This is a genomic window from Dyella soli (genome assembly GCF_054482295.1).
Genome location: NZ_JBTFFU010000003.1, coordinates 450367 through 471595, shown reverse-complemented (window position 1 = coordinate 471595; position 21229 = coordinate 450367). Strand labels below are relative to the sequence as shown.

The 21229-nt window shown below is 65.5% G+C and carries 21 protein-coding genes and 1 pseudogene; 12 read left to right on the top strand and 10 right to left on the bottom strand.

Going from position 1 to position 21229, the window contains the following annotated elements; all coding sequences use genetic code 11:
• A pseudogene (locus ACXU4B_RS16425) lies at positions 1-369 on the top strand (hypothetical protein); the annotation flags it as partial.
• Between the two features lie 100 nt (positions 370-469).
• Here the strand turns inward: ACXU4B_RS16425 and ACXU4B_RS16420 are convergent.
• On the bottom strand, positions 470-886 hold the full coding sequence (locus ACXU4B_RS16420) for an MliC family protein (protein ID WP_165583196.1): 417 nt from the start codon (positions 884-886) through the stop codon (positions 470-472).
• Positions 887-1247: 361 nt separating this feature from the next.
• Between ACXU4B_RS16420 and ACXU4B_RS16415 the strand changes: the two genes are divergently transcribed.
• The 8 genes from ACXU4B_RS16415 to ACXU4B_RS16380 all read left to right on the top strand — a co-directional run bounded on the left by ACXU4B_RS16415 (position 1248) and on the right by ACXU4B_RS16380 (position 8735).
• Positions 1248-4181, top strand: coding sequence for a TonB-dependent receptor (locus tag ACXU4B_RS16415; RefSeq protein WP_131410551.1), 2934 nt, complete (start codon positions 1248-1250; stop codon positions 4179-4181).
• Positions 4182-4500: 319 nt separating this feature from the next.
• Positions 4501-4734 carry a hypothetical protein gene (locus ACXU4B_RS16410; protein ID WP_131410553.1) on the top strand — a complete coding sequence of 78 codons (234 nt, stop codon included), beginning with the start codon at positions 4501-4503 and terminating at the stop codon, positions 4732-4734.
• Positions 4735-5163: 429 nt separating this feature from the next.
• Positions 5164-5574, top strand: a complete 411-nt coding sequence (locus ACXU4B_RS16405; protein ID WP_131410555.1) for a hypothetical protein — start codon at positions 5164-5166, stop codon at positions 5572-5574.
• Entirely contained in the window at positions 5561-6019 is a 459-nt protein-coding gene (locus ACXU4B_RS16400; RefSeq protein WP_458910906.1) for a Rap1a/Tai family immunity protein, read from the top strand. The genes ACXU4B_RS16405 and ACXU4B_RS16400 overlap by 14 nt, the downstream gene beginning before the upstream one ends.
• A gap of 94 nt (positions 6020-6113) precedes the next feature.
• On the top strand, positions 6114-6524 hold the full coding sequence (locus tag ACXU4B_RS16395; RefSeq protein WP_131410557.1) for a DUF2251 domain-containing protein: 411 nt from the start codon (positions 6114-6116) through the stop codon (positions 6522-6524).
• Between the two features lie 78 nt (positions 6525-6602).
• Positions 6603-7031, top strand: coding sequence for a VOC family protein (locus ACXU4B_RS16390; RefSeq protein ID WP_131410559.1), 429 nt, complete (start codon positions 6603-6605; stop codon positions 7029-7031).
• A gap of 580 nt (positions 7032-7611) precedes the next feature.
• The gene (locus ACXU4B_RS16385; protein WP_131410561.1) at positions 7612-8016 is read left to right on the top strand and encodes a cell envelope integrity TolA family protein; all 405 of its coding nucleotides are present in this window, start codon (positions 7612-7614) and stop codon (positions 8014-8016) included.
• A 95-nt stretch (positions 8017-8111) separates the two neighbouring features.
• Positions 8112-8735 (top strand): hypothetical protein, encoded by a 624-nt coding sequence (locus ACXU4B_RS16380; protein WP_131410563.1) that lies wholly within the window; start codon positions 8112-8114, stop codon positions 8733-8735.
• 89 nt (positions 8736-8824) lie between these two features.
• Here the strand turns inward: ACXU4B_RS16380 and ACXU4B_RS16375 are convergent, their stop codons facing one another.
• Positions 8825-9541: a DUF6796 family protein gene (locus tag ACXU4B_RS16375; protein WP_131410565.1), complete on the bottom strand. Its 717-nt coding sequence runs from the start codon at positions 9539-9541 to the stop codon at positions 8825-8827.
• Positions 9542-9915: 374 nt separating this feature from the next.
• Between ACXU4B_RS16375 and ACXU4B_RS16370 the strand changes: the two genes are divergently transcribed.
• The gene (locus ACXU4B_RS16370) at positions 9916-10611 is read left to right on the top strand and encodes an alpha/beta hydrolase (protein ID WP_131410567.1); all 696 of its coding nucleotides are present in this window, start codon (positions 9916-9918) and stop codon (positions 10609-10611) included.
• A gap of 47 nt (positions 10612-10658) precedes the next feature.
• Complete coding sequence (locus tag ACXU4B_RS16365; protein ID WP_131410569.1) at positions 10659-11048, top strand: VOC family protein; 390 nt, start codon at positions 10659-10661, stop codon at positions 11046-11048.
• Between the two features lie 45 nt (positions 11049-11093).
• On the opposite strand, the gene ACXU4B_RS16360 is transcribed toward ACXU4B_RS16365, so the two are convergent.
• Positions 11094-11678, bottom strand: coding sequence for a hypothetical protein (locus ACXU4B_RS16360; RefSeq protein WP_131410571.1), 585 nt, complete (start codon positions 11676-11678; stop codon positions 11094-11096).
• 137 nt (positions 11679-11815) lie between these two features.
• On the opposite strand from ACXU4B_RS16360, the gene ACXU4B_RS16355 reads away from it, so the two are divergent.
• Positions 11816-12526, top strand: coding sequence for an rRNA pseudouridine synthase (locus ACXU4B_RS16355; RefSeq protein WP_131410573.1), 711 nt, complete (start codon positions 11816-11818; stop codon positions 12524-12526).
• Between the two features lie 15 nt (positions 12527-12541).
• Here the strand turns inward: ACXU4B_RS16355 and pcp are convergent, their stop codons facing one another.
• The 7 genes from pcp to ACXU4B_RS16320 all read right to left on the bottom strand — a co-directional run bounded on the left by pcp (position 12542) and on the right by ACXU4B_RS16320 (position 21058).
• A complete protein-coding gene (gene pcp / locus ACXU4B_RS16350; RefSeq protein ID WP_131410575.1) occupies positions 12542-13195 on the bottom strand; it encodes a pyroglutamyl-peptidase I in 654 nt (217 codons plus the stop codon).
• Between the two features lie 24 nt (positions 13196-13219).
• Positions 13220-14188, bottom strand: a complete 969-nt coding sequence (locus ACXU4B_RS16345; protein ID WP_131410578.1) for a 5-oxoproline transporter, DUF979 family subunit — start codon at positions 14186-14188, stop codon at positions 13220-13222.
• A gap of 2 nt (positions 14189-14190) precedes the next feature.
• Positions 14191-14889 carry a DUF969 domain-containing protein gene (locus ACXU4B_RS16340; RefSeq protein ID WP_131410580.1) on the bottom strand — a complete coding sequence of 233 codons (699 nt, stop codon included), beginning with the start codon at positions 14887-14889 and terminating at the stop codon, positions 14191-14193.
• On the bottom strand, positions 14886-15677 hold the full coding sequence (locus tag ACXU4B_RS16335) for a LamB/YcsF family protein (RefSeq protein ID WP_131410582.1): 792 nt from the start codon (positions 15675-15677) through the stop codon (positions 14886-14888). The genes ACXU4B_RS16340 and ACXU4B_RS16335 overlap by 4 nt, the downstream gene beginning before the upstream one ends.
• A complete protein-coding gene (locus tag ACXU4B_RS16330; protein WP_131410584.1) occupies positions 15674-16657 on the bottom strand; it encodes a 5-oxoprolinase subunit C family protein in 984 nt (327 codons plus the stop codon). Before ACXU4B_RS16330 ends, ACXU4B_RS16335 begins: the two co-directional genes overlap by 4 nt.
• Positions 16654-17367 carry a 5-oxoprolinase subunit PxpB gene (pxpB, locus tag ACXU4B_RS16325; protein WP_131410586.1) on the bottom strand — a complete coding sequence of 238 codons (714 nt, stop codon included), beginning with the start codon at positions 17365-17367 and terminating at the stop codon, positions 16654-16656. The genes ACXU4B_RS16330 and pxpB overlap by 4 nt, the downstream gene beginning before the upstream one ends.
• A 241-nt stretch (positions 17368-17608) precedes the next feature.
• Complete coding sequence (locus ACXU4B_RS16320) at positions 17609-21058, bottom strand: GH92 family glycosyl hydrolase (RefSeq protein ID WP_165583198.1); 3450 nt, start codon at positions 21056-21058, stop codon at positions 17609-17611.
• Between the last annotated feature and the right edge of the window lie 171 nt (positions 21059-21229).

Below are 21229 nucleotides of genomic sequence, written 5' to 3'. Positions count from 1 at the left end.
GCCAAGACCTATACCGACGCCACGGCAACGCAGACGCTGAACACGGCCAAGGCCTATACCGACGCGGCGCTGGGCAACCAGCAGTCGATCTCCGACTTGCGCAACCAGATGAACGACCAGTTCCAGAACGTCAACAAGCGTATCGACGAGTCAGGGGCGATGAGCGCGGCATCGACGCAGATGGCGATCAACGCGGCAGGCGCCACCGGCATCGGTCGCATCGCGGCCGGCGTCGGCTCGCAGTCGGGCCGCTCGGCGATCTCGGTCGGTTACGCGGCACCGCTGGGCAGCAAGATGCACGTCAGCGTGGGCGCCACGGCGAGCGGCTCGCAGACCTCGGTCGGCGCAGGCTTCGGCGTGGACCTGTAAGCGCAATCACCGCAATGCGCCGGCAAAGCGCAAGCCTGCCGGCTCCACCAGGACCCCTTGCCCCGCGGCAAGGGGTCTTTCTCTTGGGTCACCGCCGGGGCTAGTCGCCCAGTTCCTTGCCGTCGCCCTTGCACAGCCGCATCTTCTCGCCCGACTGGGTGAACATCGCGTCGGTCAGTCCCTTGCCCCAGAACTCGTTGCCCTTGTCGTCGGCATAGCGTGCGCCAGAGCCCGACAGCGCGTGCGGCAGCACCAGCGTCCTGCCGGCAAAGGACAACTCGACCCGCTCGACACTGAATTTGCCCGTGACGGCCAGGTCGCCACATTGATAGGCGTAGACATGGGTGGCCTTCTCGACCTGTGGTTGCGCGGAGCCGGGCGCAGACGTCGGGGGCTCGGGCGCCTTGGTCATGGGCGCGGCGGCGGCCGGCGGCGCGGGCGGCTCGCGATCGTGCGAGGTGCACCCGGCGAGTGGCAGCAGGCATGCCAAGGCCAGCAGTGGATGGTTCGCACGCATGATCACTTCCTCGACAGGCTGGTTCTGCAGGTCCCGGACGCTCAGCGCGCGCCGATGCACCACGCGCGATGCGCGCGCTCCGCGCTCCGGGCCGGGGGCAGGCCCGAGCATCCGCAGCCCGCTGTTTCGCCCGCGTGAAGGGGCGTCGCCTGCCCACCCGGTGTTCCGCCCTGGACCAGATGACCCTGATACGGGACCCGTCATGCTGCGACGCATGATGACAGCCGCCAAATCTCCGTCATGCTTTTTGCAGGGGAACATGCCGCCACGTCGCGGCCTTCAGTTGATTGCTTGACCCGCGGGGCTGGCGCGGCCCCGCCCGGGTCCATTGGGCGCGCCTTTTCCACATTGGGGAACATGAATGAATCATCGCCACATGCCGCTGGTGCGCATCGGGCACTCCGTTCGATGGCACCGGCGACCGCTGGCCGCCGCCTGTGCGCTCGCGCTGCTTGCCAGCATGACCGCCGGCGTGGCCTCCGCGCAGGACGCGCAGGGCCAGGCCCCGGCCAAGCCCGCCGACACCAAGGCCACGCCCTCCCAGCAAGCCGACAACACGACCGGCAGCAAGACCGAGCCGAAATCCGAGGACCGCGTCAGCAACCTTGATGCGGTGGTAGTGACCGGCATTCGCGGCAGCATCGCGAACGCGCTGAAAGCCAAGCTGGAATCGGACAACATCATCGAGGCCATCTCGGCCGAAGACATCGGCAAGCTGCCCGACTCGAGCATCGCCGAGAGCCTGGCGCGCCTGCCGGGCCTGGCCACGCAGCGCGTGGACGGCCGCGCCGACGTGATCTCCATTCGCGGCCTGTCGCCCGACTTCGCCGGCACCACCCTCAACGGGCGCGAGCAGGCCACCATCGGCGAAAACCGTGGCGTGGAATACGACCAGTATCCGTCCGAGCTGATCAGCGGCGCGGCCGTGTACAAGACGCCCGACGCGAGCCTGATCGGGCAAGGCCTGTCCGGTACGGTCGACCTGCACACCATCAAGCCGCTGGACCTGCCCGGCCGCACCCTCGCCGCCAACCTGCGCGGCGAATACACCTCCAACGGCAAGCTCAATCCCGGCTCCGGCGTGGGCGACCTGGGGCACCGCGCCAGCTTCTCCTACATCGACCAGTTCCTCGACCACACGCTGGGCCTCGCGGTGGGCTTTGCGCAGCTCGATTCGCCGATCCAGGAAAAGCAGTACCAGGCCTGGTGGTGGAGCGTCGACAACGGCACGGCCGGCATCGACCAGAACTGGGGCGGCCCGCATACGCCCGGCATGCCCGACAACGTGATCTCGCAGGAAGGCATGCAGCTGCGCGCGCAATCGGAAAACCAGCTGCGCAACGGCCTGATGACCGTGCTCGAATGGGCGCCGGGCGACCACTACCACTCGACCCTCGACCTGTACTACTCCACGTTCAACGAGAAGAAGTTCACCAACGGCGTGCAGTGGTCCAGCAGCCCCTACGACAATGTCTCGTACAGCAACGTCGGCGTGGTGCCCAGCCAGCCCTACCCCATCGTCACCACCGGCACGGTGGACGGCATCAAGCCGATCCTGCAGAACGAGTACACCAAGGAACACGACAAGCTGTTCTCGGCGGGCTGGAACAACCAGTACGACTTCGGCAACGGCTGGGCGGCCACCGCGGACCTGTCGTATTCCAGCGCGAAGAAGGACCTGCACGACGCCTACCTGTTCACCGGCCTGGCGGGCGGCGCCACGACCAGCGTGCAGTTCAGCACGCCGCTCAACTTCGGCTATCCGAACTTCACGCCCGGCCTGAGCATGGCCGACCCCAACACGATCGTATTCACCGACCCGGACGACTACGGCTACAACGGGCGCGAAGAGTTCGACAACCAGAAGGACACCATCAAGGCGCTGCGCCTGGAAGTGTCGCACCCGGTCGGCTGGATCTTCAGCAGCATGAATCTCGGCGTCGATTACTCCGACCGCGAGAAGAACAAGCGCGCCAACGTGTTCTTTGCCTGGCTCAACGGCAATGGCTCGGATGCCGCCACCTACCTGCCGGGCTTCAGCATGCCGGTCAACTCCGCCTTCCTCCATGGCCCCACCTCGCTGGGCTACGGTGGCATCGACCATGCGCTCAACTACGACGTGCTGTCTGCGCTGGCCAGCCAGTTCTACCTGACCCAGCGCAACGGCCAGTCCGACTGGAGCCGCAACTACACCGTGGAGGAAAAGGTCCCGGTGGCGTATGCCAAGTTCAACATCGAGACGACGCTGTGGGGCATTCCGTTGCGCGGCAACACCGGCGTGCAGTTCGTGCACACCGACCAGTCGTCCGATGCGCTGCAGACCAACGGCGACGCCCTGGTGGGCAAGATCACCGGCGGCACCACCTACAACAACGTGTTGCCGAGCCTGAACCTGGTGGCCGAGATCGGCGAACGCCAGCTGCTGCGCTTTGGCCTCGCCAAGACCATGGCGCGCGGACGCATCGACGATGAAAAGGTCGCGACCTCCGCCAGCGTCGCGCAGGTGACCGACGGTCCGGCAACGGGACAGGTGCTGTGGTCCGGCAGCGGCGGCAACCCGCAGCTCAAGCCGTATGTGGCGGTCGGCACCGATATCTCGTGGGAAAAGTACTTCGGCAAGTCCAGCTATATCGCCGTGGCCGTGTTCAACAAGAACCTGTTGAACTACATCTACAACCAGACCACGCTCGACTACGACTTCTCGCACTACATCAACGACAACCCCACGCTCACGCCGACCAGCAACATCGGTTCGTTCACCCGCCCGGAGAACGGCACCGGCGGCAAGATGCAGGGCCTGGAGTTGTCCGGTGCGCTGGAAGGCGGCCTGGTGGCGCGCGCGCTCGATGGTTTCGGACTGCAGGCCAACTTCTCGCTGACCAACAGCACCATTCCGGTGAGCTCGATCTCGTCGATTCCCGGCAGTCCGTCCACCTTGCCGGGCCTGTCGCGCAAGGTGGCCAACCTCGCGCTGTACTACGAAAAGTACGGCTGGTCGGTGCGCGTGGCCGAACGCTATCGCTCGTCCTTCACCGGCGAAGCCGTGGCCCTGTTCGACCAGCTCGGCTACACCGAAGTGCTCGCCGACAAGCAGACCGACTTCCAGCTCGGCTATGCGTTCTCGCAGGGCAACTGGAACGGCCTGTCGGTGCTGCTGCAGGTCAACAACCTCACCAACTCGCCAGCCAAGACCGTCCAGATCGCCGGCCTGCCCAACGGAGTCGCCGTATCCCGCCCGCTCGAATACGACACCTGGGGCCGCACGGTGATGTTTGGACTGAACTACAAGCTGTAAGCAACGCCACGGAAGATGGACGTGCGCCGGCGGTGTCAGGAGGGACACCGCCGGCGTGCCTTGGGGATGGATCGGCTCGACCTACCTGTCGTCCAGGCGAGGGATCCGTGAGGCGTATCGTGCCCGCCCCTGCTGGCGACCCGTAACGGACACATCGACAAAGGGGGGATTGGTGAATTGCTTCAATCATCCGGCGACAACCGCCGTGGGCACATGCAAGGCATGTGGAAAGGGACTGTGCCAAGGTTGCGTAGTGGACATGGGGCATGGGCTCTCGTGCAAGGGCGAGCACGAAGTCACCGTGCTCGCTTGTCACACCATGTTCAAGCGAAACGAACGCATCCTGGCGGCAGCCCCAAGGAACATCGTCCTGGCGCCCATCTTCTATGCCTTTCTGGGACTGGTGTTCATCGCCTGGGCTCTTTCCGTGCACAACGGGTTCATGGACTTCACTTTCGTCTTCGGTTGCGGATTCCTGATATTCGCCGCCCTTACCTATCGGCAAGCCCGGAAGTCGTTGGTCGAACGAGACGCCGAACGAGCGCAAGGCTAGACCGGGATGTCCGCTTTCGACCCAAAGTGGACAGTTTCAGCTTGGCAACCAACGCTGGGATCCGAGAGAAGATGAGATCAAATCGATTTGCCAATCTGGCCTTAGTGTTGGTGGCAGCAGGCTGGTTTCTCTGCTTCTACGGAGTCATGTCTCAATTGGGCGACCCATCGCCGACAACGCCGCCTTCCGTCATTGAGGCGCACAGGCACGTATCCATCATCATTTTGCTGATGGGCGTCATGTGCCTGGCCGGTTCGCTATGGTCGTCGGGACGCTGGTATGACGGGGCCCCAAAACGCTCCCTGATAGCAGCGGCCTTAGCAGTCGCTCCTGTCATCACAGCCTTCGTGAGCCTGTACTAGCGGACTTCGAAGTGTCCGCTATCGACCCAAAGCGGACACTCCGGGATAACCAAGTGAGAGGACAAACATGAGAATTCTGTGCCTCCTGATCTCAATCTTTGCTCTTATTTTTGGGTCTACTTCGGCGTACGCCTCGAAGGAAGGCATCCTTCGAATGAGCTCATTCGAGCTAACCTCCGACGGAATAGGCGAGTCCGGCCCTGTGACGATCACGGGAAAGCAAGGCGACAAAGGGATCTTGGCGCTCAGCATTACGGCTTTTGGGAAGAGGTTCGAACTCGATGTGGCACAGCTAGCCAAGGTCCAGGGCCTTCCCATCAACGGCTTCCAACTGTCCTACGAGGCCGGATACAAAGAACAGGGGGGTCGTACCGTATACATCGTCCTCTCGAAGGGGTTCACATCGGGAACAGCGGGCCGGAAATTTGTGGTCATTACGGAGAGCGGAGCGATAAGGGTTACCGATGAACTTCGGTAGATCGATTCATTCACTTCTTATGTCCGCTTCCGACCCAAAGCGGACATCGCCCCCCTCACTCATGGAGGTCCCGATGCGGTATCGCCCCATGTGCGCCGTGCTTCTGGCGGCTTTCTCTATCTGGGGTGCTAGCGCCTGTGCGTCCGAACCCGAGCGCAGCAAAGTGACGGTGGACTTTCTATATGAAGCATGCGCGGCAGTTGGGCAGACGGCGCGCGGGATGATTCCGTACTTCGACTGCCGGTCCTATGTCTACGGCGTCCTTGACTCGTACCTGGCGATGCAGGCCGGTCTCCCAGCGCCGCAGGTGGCGTGTTTCCCTCCCGCCATAACCCCAGAAGAGGTGCTCGACATTGGGCGGGGGCCGCTTGCCGGCCGCGGCACCGAGATCGCCGCACCTGCGTTAATCGACGAGCTGCGGAAGGCTTACCCATGCAAGAGATAGCGTTCTACGTCGACAATGTGCACGCTAGAGCGTGCGGCTGAAAGGTCCGCTTTCGACCCAGAGCGGACATGTTAGCCAAGGACAAAGAGGGCATATGACAATAGAAGTGGTTGCGACAAATGACCTGATGGTGGGAATCCCGGTGGTCATTGAAGGAGGCTCTCCCAAAGGACAGTTCGTAGCGGTCTTCGAGGATGACGGCCAAACAGGCTACTTCTACGCGCTTGATATGTCCGCGGTTGGCAATCCCATTCAGGATGCATTGCACGTCTACAGCGTCTCTCAAATCGCAGATAGAGAGATAGCTTCAACCGTGAAGATCGGGTGGTCGGGAGACAGCCAGAAGGTCGTGCTTCTGATCGACAACTATCCGCATGCAGTATTCGATTTCGAAAGCCGACAGGGCTATTGCCGTAGCGCGTTCCCCCCAATCAGTCCGTCCAAGGATTGGTCAAAAGATGGGCATAGCTGGAACGACGTGGCGATCGAGATGCTCTTTCGGTGACCAGCCAGAAACTGTCCGCTTTCGACCCGAAGCGGACCTTTTCCGCATTGGCTTTGAAGCAACAAGAAGAGGGAAAAAATGATCGACCACGTCTACATCTCTGTCACGGACATCGACAAGTCGCTGGCGTTCTACTCTGAAGCCCTCATGCCGCTCGGCTGGAGTCTGTTCGGCAACTACGACGCAGCTTCAGGTCCCGAGAGCGTCCCGGATCTTTACGGCATTGCTGATGAAGCGTATCTCAGCGGGAAGGCGGTCGGATCAAGCGTCTGGCTTCGGCAACGCAAGCCTGGCGAGACGGGACTCTACATCGGGATCGTCTGCGATACCAACGAATTGGTCGACGCCGCCTACGCGGCTGCAATCAAAGCCGGTGGCACCGACGAAGGTAAACCAGCCGATCGTACCTACTTTGCTCGAGGCTACTATGCAGCCAACGTGGCCGACTTTGATGGAAACCGTATTGAGTTCGTGCACAAAGCATGGAACCCGAAGCGGCAGTCGTAGCTATCGGTCAAGAAGGGATCACTTCTATCTCTTTGTATGCAGGCTAGAACGGTATGGTCGCTTATGGACTAGGGCGACATTGCGGATCCGAAACACCTACGATGGGAACTAGAGTGCGATGTCTGCTTCCGACCCAAAGGGGACATTTAACGTCCGCACGCTTACTCACTGGCGAAGGTCAATCAGGGGGAGCAAATGCCACGTTCGACAGTTGGAAATGGCGCGCCGGATAGGGCGTCCCGGCCCTTAGTGACACGGCAGCTCACGCCGGTGGGGATCGTATGGGGAATCAGTTTCGCATTGTCGCTTACCGCAGGGTGGGCTTCGGGACAACTCGCGCCCGGCAGTAGCGTCGGCAGTTGGTTTGCTACCCCTGGGCGCGCTTTTCTGGCCTCTGCTGGCCTATGGCTGGTGTTTACGATCATTTCAGTCATTGTCGCGAAGTCAGGACATCCGATTTCGCGAAGAGACTGAAGTGAACAACGGTCCGCCTCAGTCCGAAGCGGACCGATCAGAGGTAAACACGGATGGACATTCGTTTTCATGCGATGGCGCTGCGCCAGGCGAGCCTTGGGGGCCTATGAAATTGTCGTGGCAAATCCTTTGCCTTCTTGCGATCTGGGTGCTGAGCTTCGCGAGTGCGTCGGTCTGTGCTGCTTCGCCTCCGATGCCACCTGTCGCTTCACAGGCCGACGCCTCGCCATCGGCGCGCATGGATCAGTACACGACGGCCATTCAACAGGCCGTCCTCAGCAACTGGCTCAGGCCAGACGGATTTCCCGAGATCGCGTGCAAGGTTCGCATTTCCCAGTCGGCCGGCGGCAAGGTGACCGGCGCGGAGGTGGAACCCGATTGTCCGTATGACGAGAAGAACAGGATGTCGGTCCGCAATGCGGTATTGCGCACCTTCGTGCTGCCCTATAAGGGCTATGAAGACGTATTTCGCCCTACGGTGGTCATCACTTTCAGCCCCACGGGAGGCTGAAAGTTGTCGAGAATGGGTTCGGTGCGGCACGGGCTAAGCTGTCCGCTTGCGACCTACAGCGGCTATCTCAAGAATCGAAGCGCGTCGCGTAAGCCATGGAAGAGACGGCATCGCATGGGCCGTCCTTCGTATTCGGCACTTCGGCTGGGGGAGACTGGTCAGTGATATCAAAAGCGGATGATCAGGGTGTCGGCTATAGCCAGCTTGTGCGTGACCTTTCACCGCTCGAGGCGCAAGTATTGCTGGGGCGCCTGCAGGCCGAAGGCATTGACGCGCATCTGGCGGGCCTGAATCACGCGCAGGCCAATCCACTCATGCTCAACGCCTTGGGCGGGGTGCGCCTGTTCGTACGCGACGGGCAGCAGCAGTTGGCGCTCGAGGTGATGGCCGCCGCCGGTGACGGGGCGTACGCGCTGGACGAAGACCACCTGGACGATGAGCGCGGTGACGTAGCGCGAGAACACACAGGCAAGGCGGGATCGTTCGGCCATGGGACAAGCGCCACGAGGCTGTTGGTACTGGTCGCGATGCTGCTGCTGGCGATCGGCTTGTGCGTTTTCACCCTGAGCACCGTCTGGGCCCCGGCATACGACTACTTCCCTTATTCGATGACACCGGAACCGATGCCCCGCTTGGCCGGGAAGTGGGTGCTCAGCGCGCTCTTCGTTGCACATCCGGTGCTGTGGATCTTCTTCATCATCCGGGAGCTCCGCAAGTAATCACGGCAGCCCGTTCACTGCCGGGGCGGAGTGGCGGGCCCGCTTGCGCGGGCCCTCTCGATGGACGCACTACCCAGTCATGGCCGCGCTCAAGCGGCTGGCTTGGTCGCCATGGCCGGTGATCCCTGGGATGCCGTTGCCACCTGTCGTGTGGTGATGATGGAAACGACGAAGAACAGGAAGAACGCCAGGTTGATGGAGCCACCCACTACGATCGAGCCCAGCGGCGCGGGAATGCTGGTGGCGAAGGTCTGGATCAGCAGGATGGGCACGGCGGGTGTGAGCAGGGCCACCCAGCGTGGATACGCCGTGCGCCCCAGGGCAATCAGCACCAGCAGCGCCATCAGGCTCAGGTAGGCGCTGATTTCCGCAACGAGATAGATCTGCCTGCCGAAGTCCCGCACCTGCTCATACAACTGCGTCAGCGCGGGCGTCGCGGCGACGCCGCTGTCCACGGCCTTCATGGTGAGTGCCTTGGCGGCCCAGAACACGTGATAGCTGCCGCCATAGAGATAGACCAGCGCCATCACCACGGCGACGGCAGCAGCGAGGCGCGACTGGCGATCGCGGATGTTGAGGTAGACGTGCCAGAAGCCGAACAGCAGGAGCAGCGTGCACATCGGTCCAATGCCCGCGCCCAGCAAGACGCGCCCGGTCGGTGCGGCGACCACGATGTCACGCAGGTGGGCCTGGAAGTCGGCTCCGCTGACCGGGGCGAAATACAAGCCTTGGTCCCCCAGGAAAAGTGCGAAGGCACCGATGGCGCCGAGCACGCCTGCCCACATCTTGTGCGCAGATGATTTCATCTATTCCCCCTTGAATGATGTTCGCGTTGTATCGCGTGCAACTGCGTGGCAGGCCGATGGCCGCCGGTCCCTGTCCGCATCATGGCCCGCAACGCACGGGCCAGCAAGGAAGCCGTGTTCGCGCCCTGTACACGCGATTTTCCGGACCCGGGTGCAAACTCGACGGGGAAGCGTCCCCGCCAACAAGGGTGGTTGCGGTCGACCACCTTCACGTCGTGTCGCGAATGCCGCACGACCTCGGCCGACACTCGCGTCGACGGGAATGGCGCGTGCATCCCTATGCTGTTCCTTCACGGCCCGTAACGCCGGCAGGCCGTGAGCGGATAGCAAGACAAGGCCGGCCACATGCTCCACAACGGAAAGGACGTCAGGCGATGAGCAACAAACCTACGATTGTGCTGGTGCACGGTTTTTGGGGTGGCGCCGCCCACTGGGCCAAGGTCATCCTGGAACTGTCGCGCAAGGGTTACACGGCGATCCACGCCGTCGAGATGCCGCTGACCTCGCTGGCCGATGACGCGGAACGCACGCGCAAGATGGTCGCCCAGCAGAAGGGGCCGGTCCTGCTGGTGGGACATTCCTACGGCGGCGCCGTCATCACCGAGGCGGGCGACCTGCCCAATGTCGTGGGCCTGGTCTATATCGCCGCGTTCGCGCCGGATGCCGGGGAGAGCCCGGGCGGCATCACCCAGCAGCACCTTCCCGAGGCGGCGCCGAATCTTCAACCCGACAGCGATGGCTACCTGTGGCTCAAGGCCGACAAATTCCACGAGAGTTTTTGCCAGGACCTGACGCCCGACGAAGGGCTGGTCATGGCCGTGACGCAGAAGGCACCTCTTGCGAGCACGTTCGGCAACACCATTACGGCGCCGGCCTGGAAGAAGAAGCCGTCCTGGTACCAGATTTCAAGCCAGGACCGCATGATTGCACCGGAAAACGAGCAGAAGATGTCCTCGCGCCTCAATGCGAAAAAGGTGATCACGCTGGACGCGAGCCATGCCTCGCTGGCATCGCGACCCGTCGAGGTGGCTGCCCTGATAGACGAAGCGGCCACCGCCCTTTCCAGCTAGTTGCCCCATGGTGGCCGTGATGGTCGGGGCCGCAGGAGGACAAGCCGATGAAGCGCACGTGGACGATGATCGGGGTAGCTGATGTTGCCGCCAGCTTCCGCTGGTACCAGTCGCTGCTTGGCCTGCCCGAGACGCAACCCGGCCACGACTACTTCGGGCAGATCCTCGACGCGGATGGCACGGTACTGCTGTGCCTGCATGCGTGGGGTGTCCACGGGCACCCCACCCTGACCAGCCCCGATCAGGGAACGCCAGGCAACGGCCTGCTGCTGTTTTTCCGCATGGACGATTTCGACCTGGCCCTCGCGCGGGCCCGCACGCTCAGCCCCCGGCTCGAAGAAGAGCCGCACGTGAACCCGAACACGGGCACCATGGAATGCGCGCTGCGTGATCCCGACGGCTATTACGTGATGATCAGTGCGCTTTCCGCCGCCTGAGCACGCATGCAGGCGGATGTTGCCGGCGCGCGAACTGTCCCTGTATCAATCCACGGACAGGGTGAAGTACTCGATCACGAAATAGGCCACCTGATGGACCAGGGCGAACAGCGCGAGCACGAGATGCGGCCGTTTGCGCTGCAGCGTCGCGCCGAGCACGCAGGCCACCAGCAGCACCACGATGTGGATGGGATAGGCGATGCCCAGGGTATGCCAGCGGGCCCTGCCCTTGATCGAGGTGTCGATCACGTCCATCACTGTCACCAACGCGATGAGCCCGAAGAACCTAGCGCGACGCTGGATCAGGTAGTTCTCGTAGCTGCCGAATTCACGGATGTCGTCGGGAAACAGCAGCGCGGGCAGCATGAGGTACAGCGCGCAGTAGGTGATGACGAACAGATACGACTCGAACGTCCACGTCGGCACTTCGGTGAGGCGAAACTCCCACCACCAGAAGGTGACGATCGAGGTCAGCGCCCACACCACCCAACTCATGTGGATCCATGACCAGCCGTAGCGCCGGGGATGCTGGATGATGGATGCGATGCCCTTCAGCAGCGTGGCGATGCCAAGCCCGAGGACGATGCTCAGTACCACGCGGATGTGCGGGTAGCTCTGGTCGGGACCCATGAACCACTCCCTGGCCGGAACGGCGCGCGGATGGTCGTGGCCGTATGTCCGCGCGTACGGTGGCCCTTGGGAAGCATGCGACATCGATCGGACGCCAGGGGCATACAATGGACGCCCCTGCAGCCTGGCGACCTCCGATGCCTGAACCGATCCGCCTCGCCAAACGCGTCGCCGCCATGACCCAGTGCTCGCGGCGGGAAGCCGAGATGTATATCGAAGGTGGCTGGGTACGCGTGGACGGCGTGACGGTGGAAGAGCCGCAGTTCAAGGTGGCCGACCAGCTCGTCGAAATCGATACCCAGGCCAAGCTGGAACCCGCCGAGCCCGCCACGCTCGTGCTGAACAAGCCCGCCGGGCTCGGCGTGGAGCAGGCCCGCGCGCTGATCAGCGCTGAGAGCCATTCCGAAGACGACGCCTCGGGCGTGCGCATGCTGAGGCGCCACTTCGCCCGGCTGGAGTCGCCACTGCCGATGCCCGACAGTGCTAGCGGCCTGATGGTGTTCACCCAGGACTGGCGCGTCCGGCGCCGGCTGGAAGACGACATCGATCGCATCGAGCAGGAAGTCATTGTCGAAGTCGCCGGCACCCTCGCGCCCGATGGGCTCGCCCTGCTGTGCCACGGCCTGCGCTTCAACAACTATGCATTGCCGCCGATCAAGGTGAGCTGGCAGAACGAAAACCATCTTCGCTTCGCGCTCAAGCGCATCGCGCCGGACATGCTCGGGCCCATGTGCCAGGCCGTGGGCCTGCGGGTGGTTTCGATCAGGCGCATCCGCGTTGGCCGCATACCCATGTCGCGCCTGCAGCCCGGGCAATGGCGCTATCTGCTGGCCAGCGACCGCTTCTAGGCGTCGGCCTGACGGTCAGTCCAGCGTGCCCGCGCCCAGCTTGCGGTCGATCACCTGGCTGGCGGCCACGCGCATGGCCAGCATGAGGCCACGCGTCACATCGGCCTGGGCCATGCTCGGTGCCTGCGGAAAACGCGCGGCCTGCGCAAGCAGGTAGGGAATGTGGATGAAGCCGGCGCGCACGCCCTTGCGGCGGGCCGCGAGATGCAACATCAGATAGGCCACGTGGTTGCACACGTAGGTACCGGCGGTATTGGATATTTCCGCCGGCAGTCCGTCGGCCTGCAGCGCGGCCAGCATGGCCTTGATCGGCAGCGTGCTGAAGTAGGCCGCCGGGCCATCCGCGATCACCGGTTCGTCGATCGGCTGCGCACCCGCGTTGTCGGGAAGCCGGGCGTCCTGCACGTTGATCGCCACCCGTTCGATGGACAGGCGGCTGCGCCCACCGGCCTGGCCGACGCCGATCATGAGGGCGGGCTCGACGCTCGCCAACGCCTGCTCCAGCTCGCTGCGTGATGCGTCGAAGGCCGTCGGCAGCAGCTGCGCCACGACCTCGTGGCCGGCGACATGCTCGCCGTGCAGCACGCGCACGGCTTCCCACGAGGGGTTGATGTCCTCGTCACCGAACGGCGTGAAACCGGTCAGCAGAATGCGTGGCGTCTTGCTCATGGCGTTGGTCCTCAGCGGTGCCGGTCAGCGAAAGACCAGCAGCCACATCATCACGAAGGTGGCGATGAAAATCGCCACCGCACTCCACAGCTGCGCCCGGATCACGCCGTAGGGACTGCGCAGGCCCAGCAGCGCGGCGGGCACGAGGTTGTAGTTGGCGGCCATCGGACTCAGCAAGGTGCCGCAGTAGCCGCACAGCATGCCCATCGATCCGAGGATGGCAGGATTAGCGCCGTATTGGCGCACGAGCAGCGGCAGGCCGATGCCCGCCATCATCACCGGGAACGCGGCGAACGCGTTGCCCATGATGACGGTGAACAGCACCATGCCCAGCGCGAAGACCAGCAGGCAGGCCAGCGCGCTGTTGGCCGGCAGCACCATGCCGGCCAGTGCGGCAATGGCGGCACCCACGCCGCTCTGCGTGAACACTTCGCCCAGCGCGGCCAGCAGCAGCGGCAGCAGGATGGCCCAGCCTATCGCATCGAGCAGCCGGCGACCCTCGGCCACGCCGCGGCGCAGCGGCTCGCGCGCCACCCACGCCGCCGCCAGCAGGGCCGTCACGCAGGCGAGCGCCATGCCGGTCAGGGTCATCTGCGGCGCGGCGAACACGGCGTGGCCGGCGATCGACAGCCGGGCGCCGAACAGCGCCACCAGCAAGGTCACCAAGGGAATCAGCAGGGCCGGCACGAACAGTCGATGGCCAAGGCGGATCGCAGACTGCAGTCGCTGCGCCGCGCCGCCGCCCTCTTCCTGGGCATGCCGGCGCAGCCCCGGCGCGAGCACGGCCAACGCCAGCACCGCCACGCCGGCCAGCTGCGCCGGCAGCTTGTTGCCGGCAGCCTGTTGCGCCAGCACGTAGTCACCACCGGCGAACAGCAGGCCAAGCAACAACCAGAAAGCCGCGCGCCGCCCGCGCCGTTCGCGAAGGTTGCACAGGCCCGCGTAGATCAGGAAGCCGGCAATCAGCCAGTAGGCGTACTCGATGCGCAGCATGCTCAGTCCGCCACGCGCTGGTCATGCAGGCGGCTGGCGCGCTGCTGCAGGCGGCGCTGGTGCAGCCAGATCCGCACCGACTGCACGACGAACGCGACAATCGCCGTCGGCAACGCCCACAGCGCGATCGACAGCGGCGTCAGTTCAATGCCGTGGTGCGCATAGAAACCCTGGATCAGCAGCACCGCGCCCAGCGCAACGAATACGTCCTCGCCAAAGAACATGCCGATGTTGTCGGTGGCGGCCGCCGTTGCGCGCAGCTCGTCGCGTTCCTCGTCGCTCAGGTCGGGCTTGATCTTCTCGGCCGCCGCCTCGGCCATCGGCGCGAGCAAGGGCCGCACCGTCTGCGCGTGCCCGGCGACGCCGAGCAGACCGAGCATGGAGAGCAGCTGGCGGATCAGCAGATAACCGACCAGCAGCCGCGCCAGGGTCAGCCCGTGCATGTGTTCCATCCATCGCTTCGCGTGCTCGCGCAGGCCGGCATGCTCGAGCAGGCCGATCGCCGGCAGGGTCAACACCAGCATCAACAGGATCCGGCTGGACACGAAACTCTTGCCGAGCAGCGCCAGCAGGTCGGTCACCGGCAACCCGGCGAGCAGGCCACTGGCCACCGCCGCGCACACCACCACCGGCACGGCATTGAAGCGCAAGGCGAAGCCAACCACGATCACGGCAACGCCCAGCAACGGCCAGTAGTTCATGCGGCGCTGCCCGCGGCATGGGGTGCGGCGATGATGATGCCGACGGCCTCCAGCGCCGCGCGCAGGTTGCGGGCAAACGTCACCGCATGGGCCCCGTCACCGTGCACGCACAAGGTGTCGGCCTGCAGTTCGACGATGGCACCGTCGACCGCCCGCAGCTTGCCTTCGCGCGCCATCGCCATCGCCTGCGCAATGGCCTGGTCGCTTTCGCTGATCACCGCGCCCGGCTCGCTTCGTGGCAGCAGCGAGCCGTCGGCGCGATAGCCGCGATCGGCAAAGGCCTCCGACGCCACCGGCAAGCCGGCCGCGAGCCCCGCGTCTATAAGCGCCGAACCGGCCAGTCCGAACAGGCGCAGCGACGGATCGAAGTCGCGCACGGCGGCGGCGATGGCTTCCGCCAGCCTGGCATCGCGCGCGGCCATGTTGTACAGCGCGCCATGGGGTTTCACGTGCCGCAGTCGCGCGCCCGCAGCCCGCACGAAGCCATGCAGGGCACCGATCTGGTACAGCGTCAACGCGTAGGCCTCGGCCGGCGTCACCGCCATCTCGCGACGGCCGAAGCCCTGCAGGTCGGGCAGCGAGACATGCGCGCCGATCGCTACCTGGCGCTCCGCTGCCAGCGCCACCGTGCGTCGCATGATGTCGGGGTCGCCGGCATGGAAGCCGCAGGCGATGTTGGCCGAACTGACGATATCGAGCAGCGCCGCGTCGTCGCCCATCGACCAGGCGCCGAAGGATTCGCCCAGGTCGCTGTTGATGTCGATGGTCTTGGCCGTCGGGAGTGTCATGCGGATTCCAGTCGTCGTTCGATGCGCTCGATCAGCCGCCGCAGTCGCTGCTCGCGGTGGGCCAGCCGCTGCGCGGCCTCGGCCAGCGTGGTCTCGCGAAAGCATACGGCATCGCCCGGGCGGCGCTGCGCGAGGCGGGCCAGGTCCACCGCGGCGAGCTGGCCGATGCGGGGATAACCACCGGTCACCGGCGCCTCGGCCTGCAACAGGATCGGCTGGCCAGAAGGCGGCAACTGCAGCGTCCCGGGCAAGGTCGCCTCGGAGATCAGCTCCAGCGGCTCGCGCAAGTCGAGGCGCTGGCCATCGAGCCGACTGGCGGTGCGGTTGCTGTCCTTGCTGATGGTGAACGCGGCACGAAACAGCGCCTGCTGCGAGGCCTCGTCGAGCCGATCGTGATGGTGGCCGCGCAGTAGCGCCAGCGGCACGTGCACGTCGTCGAACCAGGGTCGCGGATCGAGGCCCCAAGGCAGCACCTGCAGGCGCTCGCCCGGCGCAAGCTGCGGCCATGGCTCGCTGTGCCCTGCCTGCAGCACGTCGCCGGCCTGCAACGCGCGTCCGCCGAAGGGGCCGATGCGTGCATGCAGGTCGGTGCTGCGGCTGCCGAGTACCAGCGGCACGGCAAACCCGCCGCGCATGGCCAGATAGCCGCGGCAACCCTGCTTCATCCCACCCAGCTGCAGCACGCTGCCCGCGGGCAGGACGCAGCAGGTCCAGCCCGGCAGGCGCTGGTCGTCCACGCGCGCATCGACCACGGCACCGGTCAGTGCGATCACCGCCGCGCGCTCGAAGCGCAGGCTCGGCCCGACCAGCGTGAACTCCAGCGCCGCCGCATCGGGCGCATTGCCGACCAGGGCATTGGCCAGTCGCCAGGCGGGCCAGTCCATGGCACCGGCGCGCCCGACACCGAGTGCTGCATGACCTGCGCGGCCGCCGTCCTGCAGGCTGCTCAGCAGGCCGGGCTTGAGTACGTGCACGCTCATCGCCCGGCCTCCGCCGCGGCGGCGAGTCGTCGGAAGGCGTCTTCGTCGATTGCCTGAAAGCGTACGCAGTCGCCCGGCTGCAGCAACGATGGCGATGGTGCGCCGAGGTCGAACAGCGCCAGCGGCGTGCGACCGATCAGCTGCCAGCCACCCGGCAGCGTCTGCGGATAGATGCCGGTCTGGTTGCCACCGATCGCCACGCTGCCGGTCGGCACGCTGAGGCGCGGATCGGTGCGTCGCGGCATCGCCAGCGCCGGATCAAGACCCAGCAGATACGGAAAGCCGGGCGCGAAACCCAGCATCGCAACGCGATAAGTGGCCCCGCAGTGGCGCGCAATGACCTCGTCCGCGGCAAACCTGGCATGCGCCGCGACGGCCGCGAGATCCGGCCCGGCCGCGCCGCCATACCATACGGGGACGGTCACCTCGCGCGGGCTCGCGACGGCATCGGCGCCTGCGCGCAATGCCTGGATCACCGCCTCGCGCAGGCGCGCACCGGGCTGCGCGCCGTCGGCATCGCGCCAGTCCGCGGGCTCAAAACGCAGCAGCAGGCTGGCGTACGCGGGCACGCATTCGACACCGGGCAACCGCTCGCGTAACGCGGCCGCAGCGGCGTGCACCTGGGCATTGACCCGGGGCTCGATCGTGCTGCCGAAGCGAAGCAGCAAGGCATCCTCGGCAAACGTCTCGATAACCGGCTCCGTCCCCATGCGCTCAGGCCCGCCCGGGGCGATGCGCGGGTGCTCGCGACAAGACGCCGCGAGGCTCCGGTAGACGATCAGGCGTTGGCATACGGATCAGCAACATCCCGGCAGAGTGGTACGCATGGGCACGATCCTCGGACGACCGCGCCCTGTCACGGGATGATGCACCCGAACTGTCGCGCGCTGCCACAGGCCGGCACGCAGGATCCCCTGCAGCGCGCCCGGGTTCCTTCGTGCATGGCCCCGCTCAAGGCGTGGGTGGGTAGCCGAGCCACTCCATCTCGGACACGGCGACACCGCGCGCCGTTACCTGCTGGTCGACGCGCCAGCGGTAGTAGCTGTAATCGCCTGGTGTCGCCACGCTGAAGGCCCGCGTCTGGCGTCGCCAGGGGAAGGTCTCGCCGCGGCGCCGGTCCAGCGTGACCCAGTGCATGCCATCGTTCGAACCCTCCAGCGTCCAGTCACGCGGATCGCTGCCGCTTTCAGCCGACGACGTCAGCGTGTACATCAGCAGCCTCCTCACCCCATCGACATGCAGTTGCACCGTTGGCGAGGTGCCATGCAGCACGGCCTCCGTCATCGATGTGTTGTCGCTGAGCGCATGCGCCGCGGCAGCATCGCCCGGCACCGTGACGCTGGCCCCCGCAAGTTCGCCGAGATCGACCATCGGCCCGCCCTTCGCATCGACGCTCGCCGTCGACGGCGGTTGCGCATCGGTCGCCTCGCTGCCCCAGCGCGACGGCTGGTCGCCCATGCGGAATTCGAGCGTGGCGCCGTCGGCGAGGTCCGCATGGTTCAGCCAGCTGCGGTCATAGGCCTTGCCGTTGAGGGTCAGGCCCTGGATGTAGCGATGCCGGTCACTGACGCCCGGCGCCCGTATGTCGATGGTCTTGCCGTTCTCCAGATGGATCAGCATGCGCGGGAAATATGGTGCGCCGATCGCGTAGGTGGGCGTGCCCATCTGCAGCGGATAGAAACCGGCGGCGCTGAACCACCACCAGCCGGACATCTCGCCGTTGTCCTCGTCGCCGGGGTAGCCCTGCCCGATCTCACTGCCGACGTACAACCGGTTCAGCACGTCGCGCAGCTTGTCCTGCGTCTTCCACGGTTCGCCGGCCACGTCGTACATGTACAGGATGTGGTGCGACGGCTGGTTGCTGTGGCCGTACTGCCCCATGCGCACGTCGCGCGCCTCGAGCATTTCGTGGATGACCTCGCCATAGCTGCCCACGCCGAATGACGTGCCGGCAGCGAAGAAGGCATCCAGCTTGCGCGCCAACCCGTCACCGCCGCCATAGAGCTTGCGCAGCCCCGGCACGTCCTGCACGCCTTCGAAGGCCATGTTCCAGGCATTGGTCTCGGTGTAGTCGCCGCCCCAGGTGGTGGGATTGAAGTGCGCAGGGTCGGCAGCCCATGAGCCATCCGGCTTGCGGCCGACGAAGAAGCCCTCGGCCGGGTCGAACAGCTTCGTGTAGTTCAGCGCGCGGCTGTGGAAATAGCGCGCGTCGTCGGCATAGCGCGCCGCATGGGGATCATCGGCTGCAGGCGTGGCGGCCAGGCGCTGCGCCAGCTCGGCGAGGCCGAAGTCGTTGAGATAGCCGGCCATCGACCACGACAGGCCTTCCTCGACGCTGTTGTCGACATAGCCAAGGAAGCTGGAACGCTCCAGCCCCTTGCGCCCCGCGCCGGGGATCGGGCTGACCACGCTCGCGTCGCGCAGCGCCGCCTGATAGAACGAACGCACGTCGAAGTTGTGCACGCCCTTGGCCCACGCATCGGCGAAGGCCACATCGGCGCTGGTCCCCACCATCAGGTCGGCGTAGCCCGGCGACGACCAGCGTGCGATCCAGCCGCCGTCGCGGTACTGCTGCACGAAGCCATCGATCATCTCGCCCGCCAGCGTGGGCGTGAGCAGCGCATAGGCGGGCCACGCGGTGCGGTAGGTATCCCACAGGCCGTTGTTCACGTACGGCTTGCCGGCGAGCACGCGGGCACCGGTGCGCGTCGGCGTGCTGGCGCCGGTCGCCGGCGAGAAGGGACTGGCGTAGCGATAGTCCGGTTGCGCGGTCGTGCCGACGTTTTCGTAGGCTTCGTTCGGATACAGGAACAGGCGATAGAGATTGGAGTAGAGCAGCACCTTGTCCGTCGCGGGCGCACCGGGCAGTTCGACGCGCCCGAGCAAGGCATTCCAGCCTGCCGCGGCGCGGGCCTGCACGGCGTCAAAGGTGTCGGCCGGTGCGATCTCCTGTTCAAGGTTGCGCCTGGCCTGCTCCGTGCTGATCAGCGACGTACCGATGCGCATCGTCACCGTGTGCGTGGCGTGCGTGTCGAAGCCGACCCAGGCGGCCACGTGGTCGCGGCCCTGCCCCGTCAGCCGCCCGCTCTCGGCGATCGGCCGGTCGAAGGTCGCGTAGAAGAACAGCCGCGTGGCCCCGGTGGACAGGCGGCTCGCCACATCGGAGTAACCGCTGATGCTGTCCGCGTCCAGCGTGATGCCGCCGCGATCGTCACGATTGTCCAGCACCAGCTGCGAGCGGTCGCCGGGGAAGGTGAAGCGGAACATCGCCGCATGACTGGTCGGCGTGACGGCAGCAACGATGCCATTGTCCAAGCGCACCTGGTAAAGATCCGCGCGCGCGATCTCGTTGGCATGCGTGAAGCTCAAGGCGCGCGCGGCACGATCCAGCGGCGGTGCGCCCGAGGTTGCCGCCGCGGGCATCACCTGGAAGGTCTGGCGATCGCCCATCCACGGGCTGGGTTCGTGGCTGAGCGAAAGCGCTTCGAGGCGCGGGTGGTTGTTCGCGTCATTGCGCTCCTGGTACTGGTAGATCCAGTCGGAGCCGGCGTTGGTGGTCGGCGTCCAGAAGTTGAAACCGTGCGGCAGCGCCACTGCAGGAAACGTATTGCCGCGTGAGAAGTGTCCGTTGGCGTTGCTGCCACGCCGCGTGTCGACGTAGCGGTGCGGTGGCAACCCGGCATCGGCCGGCGGCTGCTCGGCAAGGGCCACGTCATCGATATAACCGTGGAAGGCCGGGCTGCCGGCGGGCGCGTCCTCGACCAGTTCGATGGCCTGCACGGTGCGACCCGGCGCGACCGCGCCCACGTCGATGTCGACCAGGTTCCACTGGTTGTCGTACAGCACGTGCCCGCGGCCCTGCTCGCGGGCATTGGCGGTCACGCGATGCTGATCCGTCGCCGGCAGCGACGACAGGCGCGTGCCGTCGGCAAACACCAGGTCGAGCGCGACGTACTGCGCCGGGCCGCTGGCATCCTCGCCCGGCCGGACGGGATGCAGCATGTAACGCAGGTGGGTCTGCGCGGTCAGGCCGCGCTTGAGCCTGAGCAGCAGCAGCCGGCGCGCACCCTCGGTGCGCACCGCTGCCGCGTCATAGCGCAGCGCGTGGGTGCCGGAAAAGCCGACACCCGGCCTGGCGGTGAAGGTTTCCTCCTTGCCGGGGCCGGGCACCAGGTTCACTTGCCACGCGTTCGAACCATGGGTGGCCGGCAGCACATCGCCGGTTTCGAACGAGCTGCCCACCGCCTGCAGGTCGCGCTCGACATCGTGGCCGGCGATCGCCAGCACACAGGCGCCGGAAGCAAGCACCAGGGCCAGCAGCCGGCGAGCGCGCACGTCGCGGCGATGGCTGGCGCCCCACGCTGCGGTCAGACCACCACGCTTGCCCGTTGTCTCGCTCATTGCCTGCCCTTCCGTTGCTTGGATCGATCCAATGCTGCAGGAAAAAAAAGCCGCCCTCGGCGGAACAGCCTCTTCTCCAACCCCGTGAGCGCGCGGACTGTCACACCAGCCCTGTCAGGCACGACCCGTCACGCGCGAGGGGCGGACTCTACCCCGAGTACGGCTGCGAGT

Bases quoted from the DNA above. Each gene is read 5' to 3' on its own strand.
- pcp (WP_131410575.1), bottom strand. From the start codon at position 13,195: ATGAGCAAGACGCCACGCATTCTGCTGACCGGTTTCACGCCGTTCGGT.
- ACXU4B_RS16410 (WP_131410553.1), top strand. From the start codon at position 4,501: ATGTTCAAGCGAAACGAACGCATCCTGGCGGCAGCCCCAAGGAACATC.
- ACXU4B_RS16335 (WP_131410582.1), bottom strand. From the start codon at position 15,677: ATGACACTCCCGACGGCCAAGACCATCGACATCAACAGCGACCTGGGC.
- ACXU4B_RS16420 (WP_165583196.1), bottom strand. From the start codon at position 886: ATGCGTGCGAACCATCCACTGCTGGCCTTGGCATGCCTGCTGCCACTC.
- ACXU4B_RS16395 (WP_131410557.1), top strand. From the start codon at position 6,114: ATGACAATAGAAGTGGTTGCGACAAATGACCTGATGGTGGGAATCCCG.
- ACXU4B_RS16390 (WP_131410559.1), top strand. From the start codon at position 6,603: ATGATCGACCACGTCTACATCTCTGTCACGGACATCGACAAGTCGCTG.
- ACXU4B_RS16375 (WP_131410565.1), bottom strand. From the start codon at position 9,541: ATGAAATCATCTGCGCACAAGATGTGGGCAGGCGTGCTCGGCGCCATC.
- ACXU4B_RS16320 (WP_165583198.1), bottom strand. From the start codon at position 21,058: ATGAGCGAGACAACGGGCAAGCGTGGTGGTCTGACCGCAGCGTGGGGC.
- ACXU4B_RS16330 (WP_131410584.1), bottom strand. From the start codon at position 16,657: ATGAGCGTGCACGTACTCAAGCCCGGCCTGCTGAGCAGCCTGCAGGAC.
- ACXU4B_RS16415 (WP_131410551.1), top strand. From the start codon at position 1,248: ATGAATCATCGCCACATGCCGCTGGTGCGCATCGGGCACTCCGTTCGA.
- ACXU4B_RS16385 (WP_131410561.1), top strand. From the start codon at position 7,612: ATGAAATTGTCGTGGCAAATCCTTTGCCTTCTTGCGATCTGGGTGCTG.
- ACXU4B_RS16400 (WP_458910906.1), top strand. From the start codon at position 5,561: ATGAACTTCGGTAGATCGATTCATTCACTTCTTATGTCCGCTTCCGAC.
- ACXU4B_RS16360 (WP_131410571.1), bottom strand. From the start codon at position 11,678: ATGGGTCCCGACCAGAGCTACCCGCACATCCGCGTGGTACTGAGCATC.
- ACXU4B_RS16370 (WP_131410567.1), top strand. From the start codon at position 9,916: ATGAGCAACAAACCTACGATTGTGCTGGTGCACGGTTTTTGGGGTGGC.
- ACXU4B_RS16355 (WP_131410573.1), top strand. From the start codon at position 11,816: ATGCCTGAACCGATCCGCCTCGCCAAACGCGTCGCCGCCATGACCCAG.
- ACXU4B_RS16405 (WP_131410555.1), top strand. From the start codon at position 5,164: ATGAGAATTCTGTGCCTCCTGATCTCAATCTTTGCTCTTATTTTTGGG.
- ACXU4B_RS16345 (WP_131410578.1), bottom strand. From the start codon at position 14,188: ATGCTGCGCATCGAGTACGCCTACTGGCTGATTGCCGGCTTCCTGATC.
- ACXU4B_RS16365 (WP_131410569.1), top strand. From the start codon at position 10,659: ATGAAGCGCACGTGGACGATGATCGGGGTAGCTGATGTTGCCGCCAGC.
- pxpB (WP_131410586.1), bottom strand. From the start codon at position 17,367: ATGGGGACGGAGCCGGTTATCGAGACGTTTGCCGAGGATGCCTTGCTG.
- ACXU4B_RS16340 (WP_131410580.1), bottom strand. From the start codon at position 14,889: ATGAACTACTGGCCGTTGCTGGGCGTTGCCGTGATCGTGGTTGGCTTC.
- ACXU4B_RS16380 (WP_131410563.1), top strand. From the start codon at position 8,112: ATGGAAGAGACGGCATCGCATGGGCCGTCCTTCGTATTCGGCACTTCG.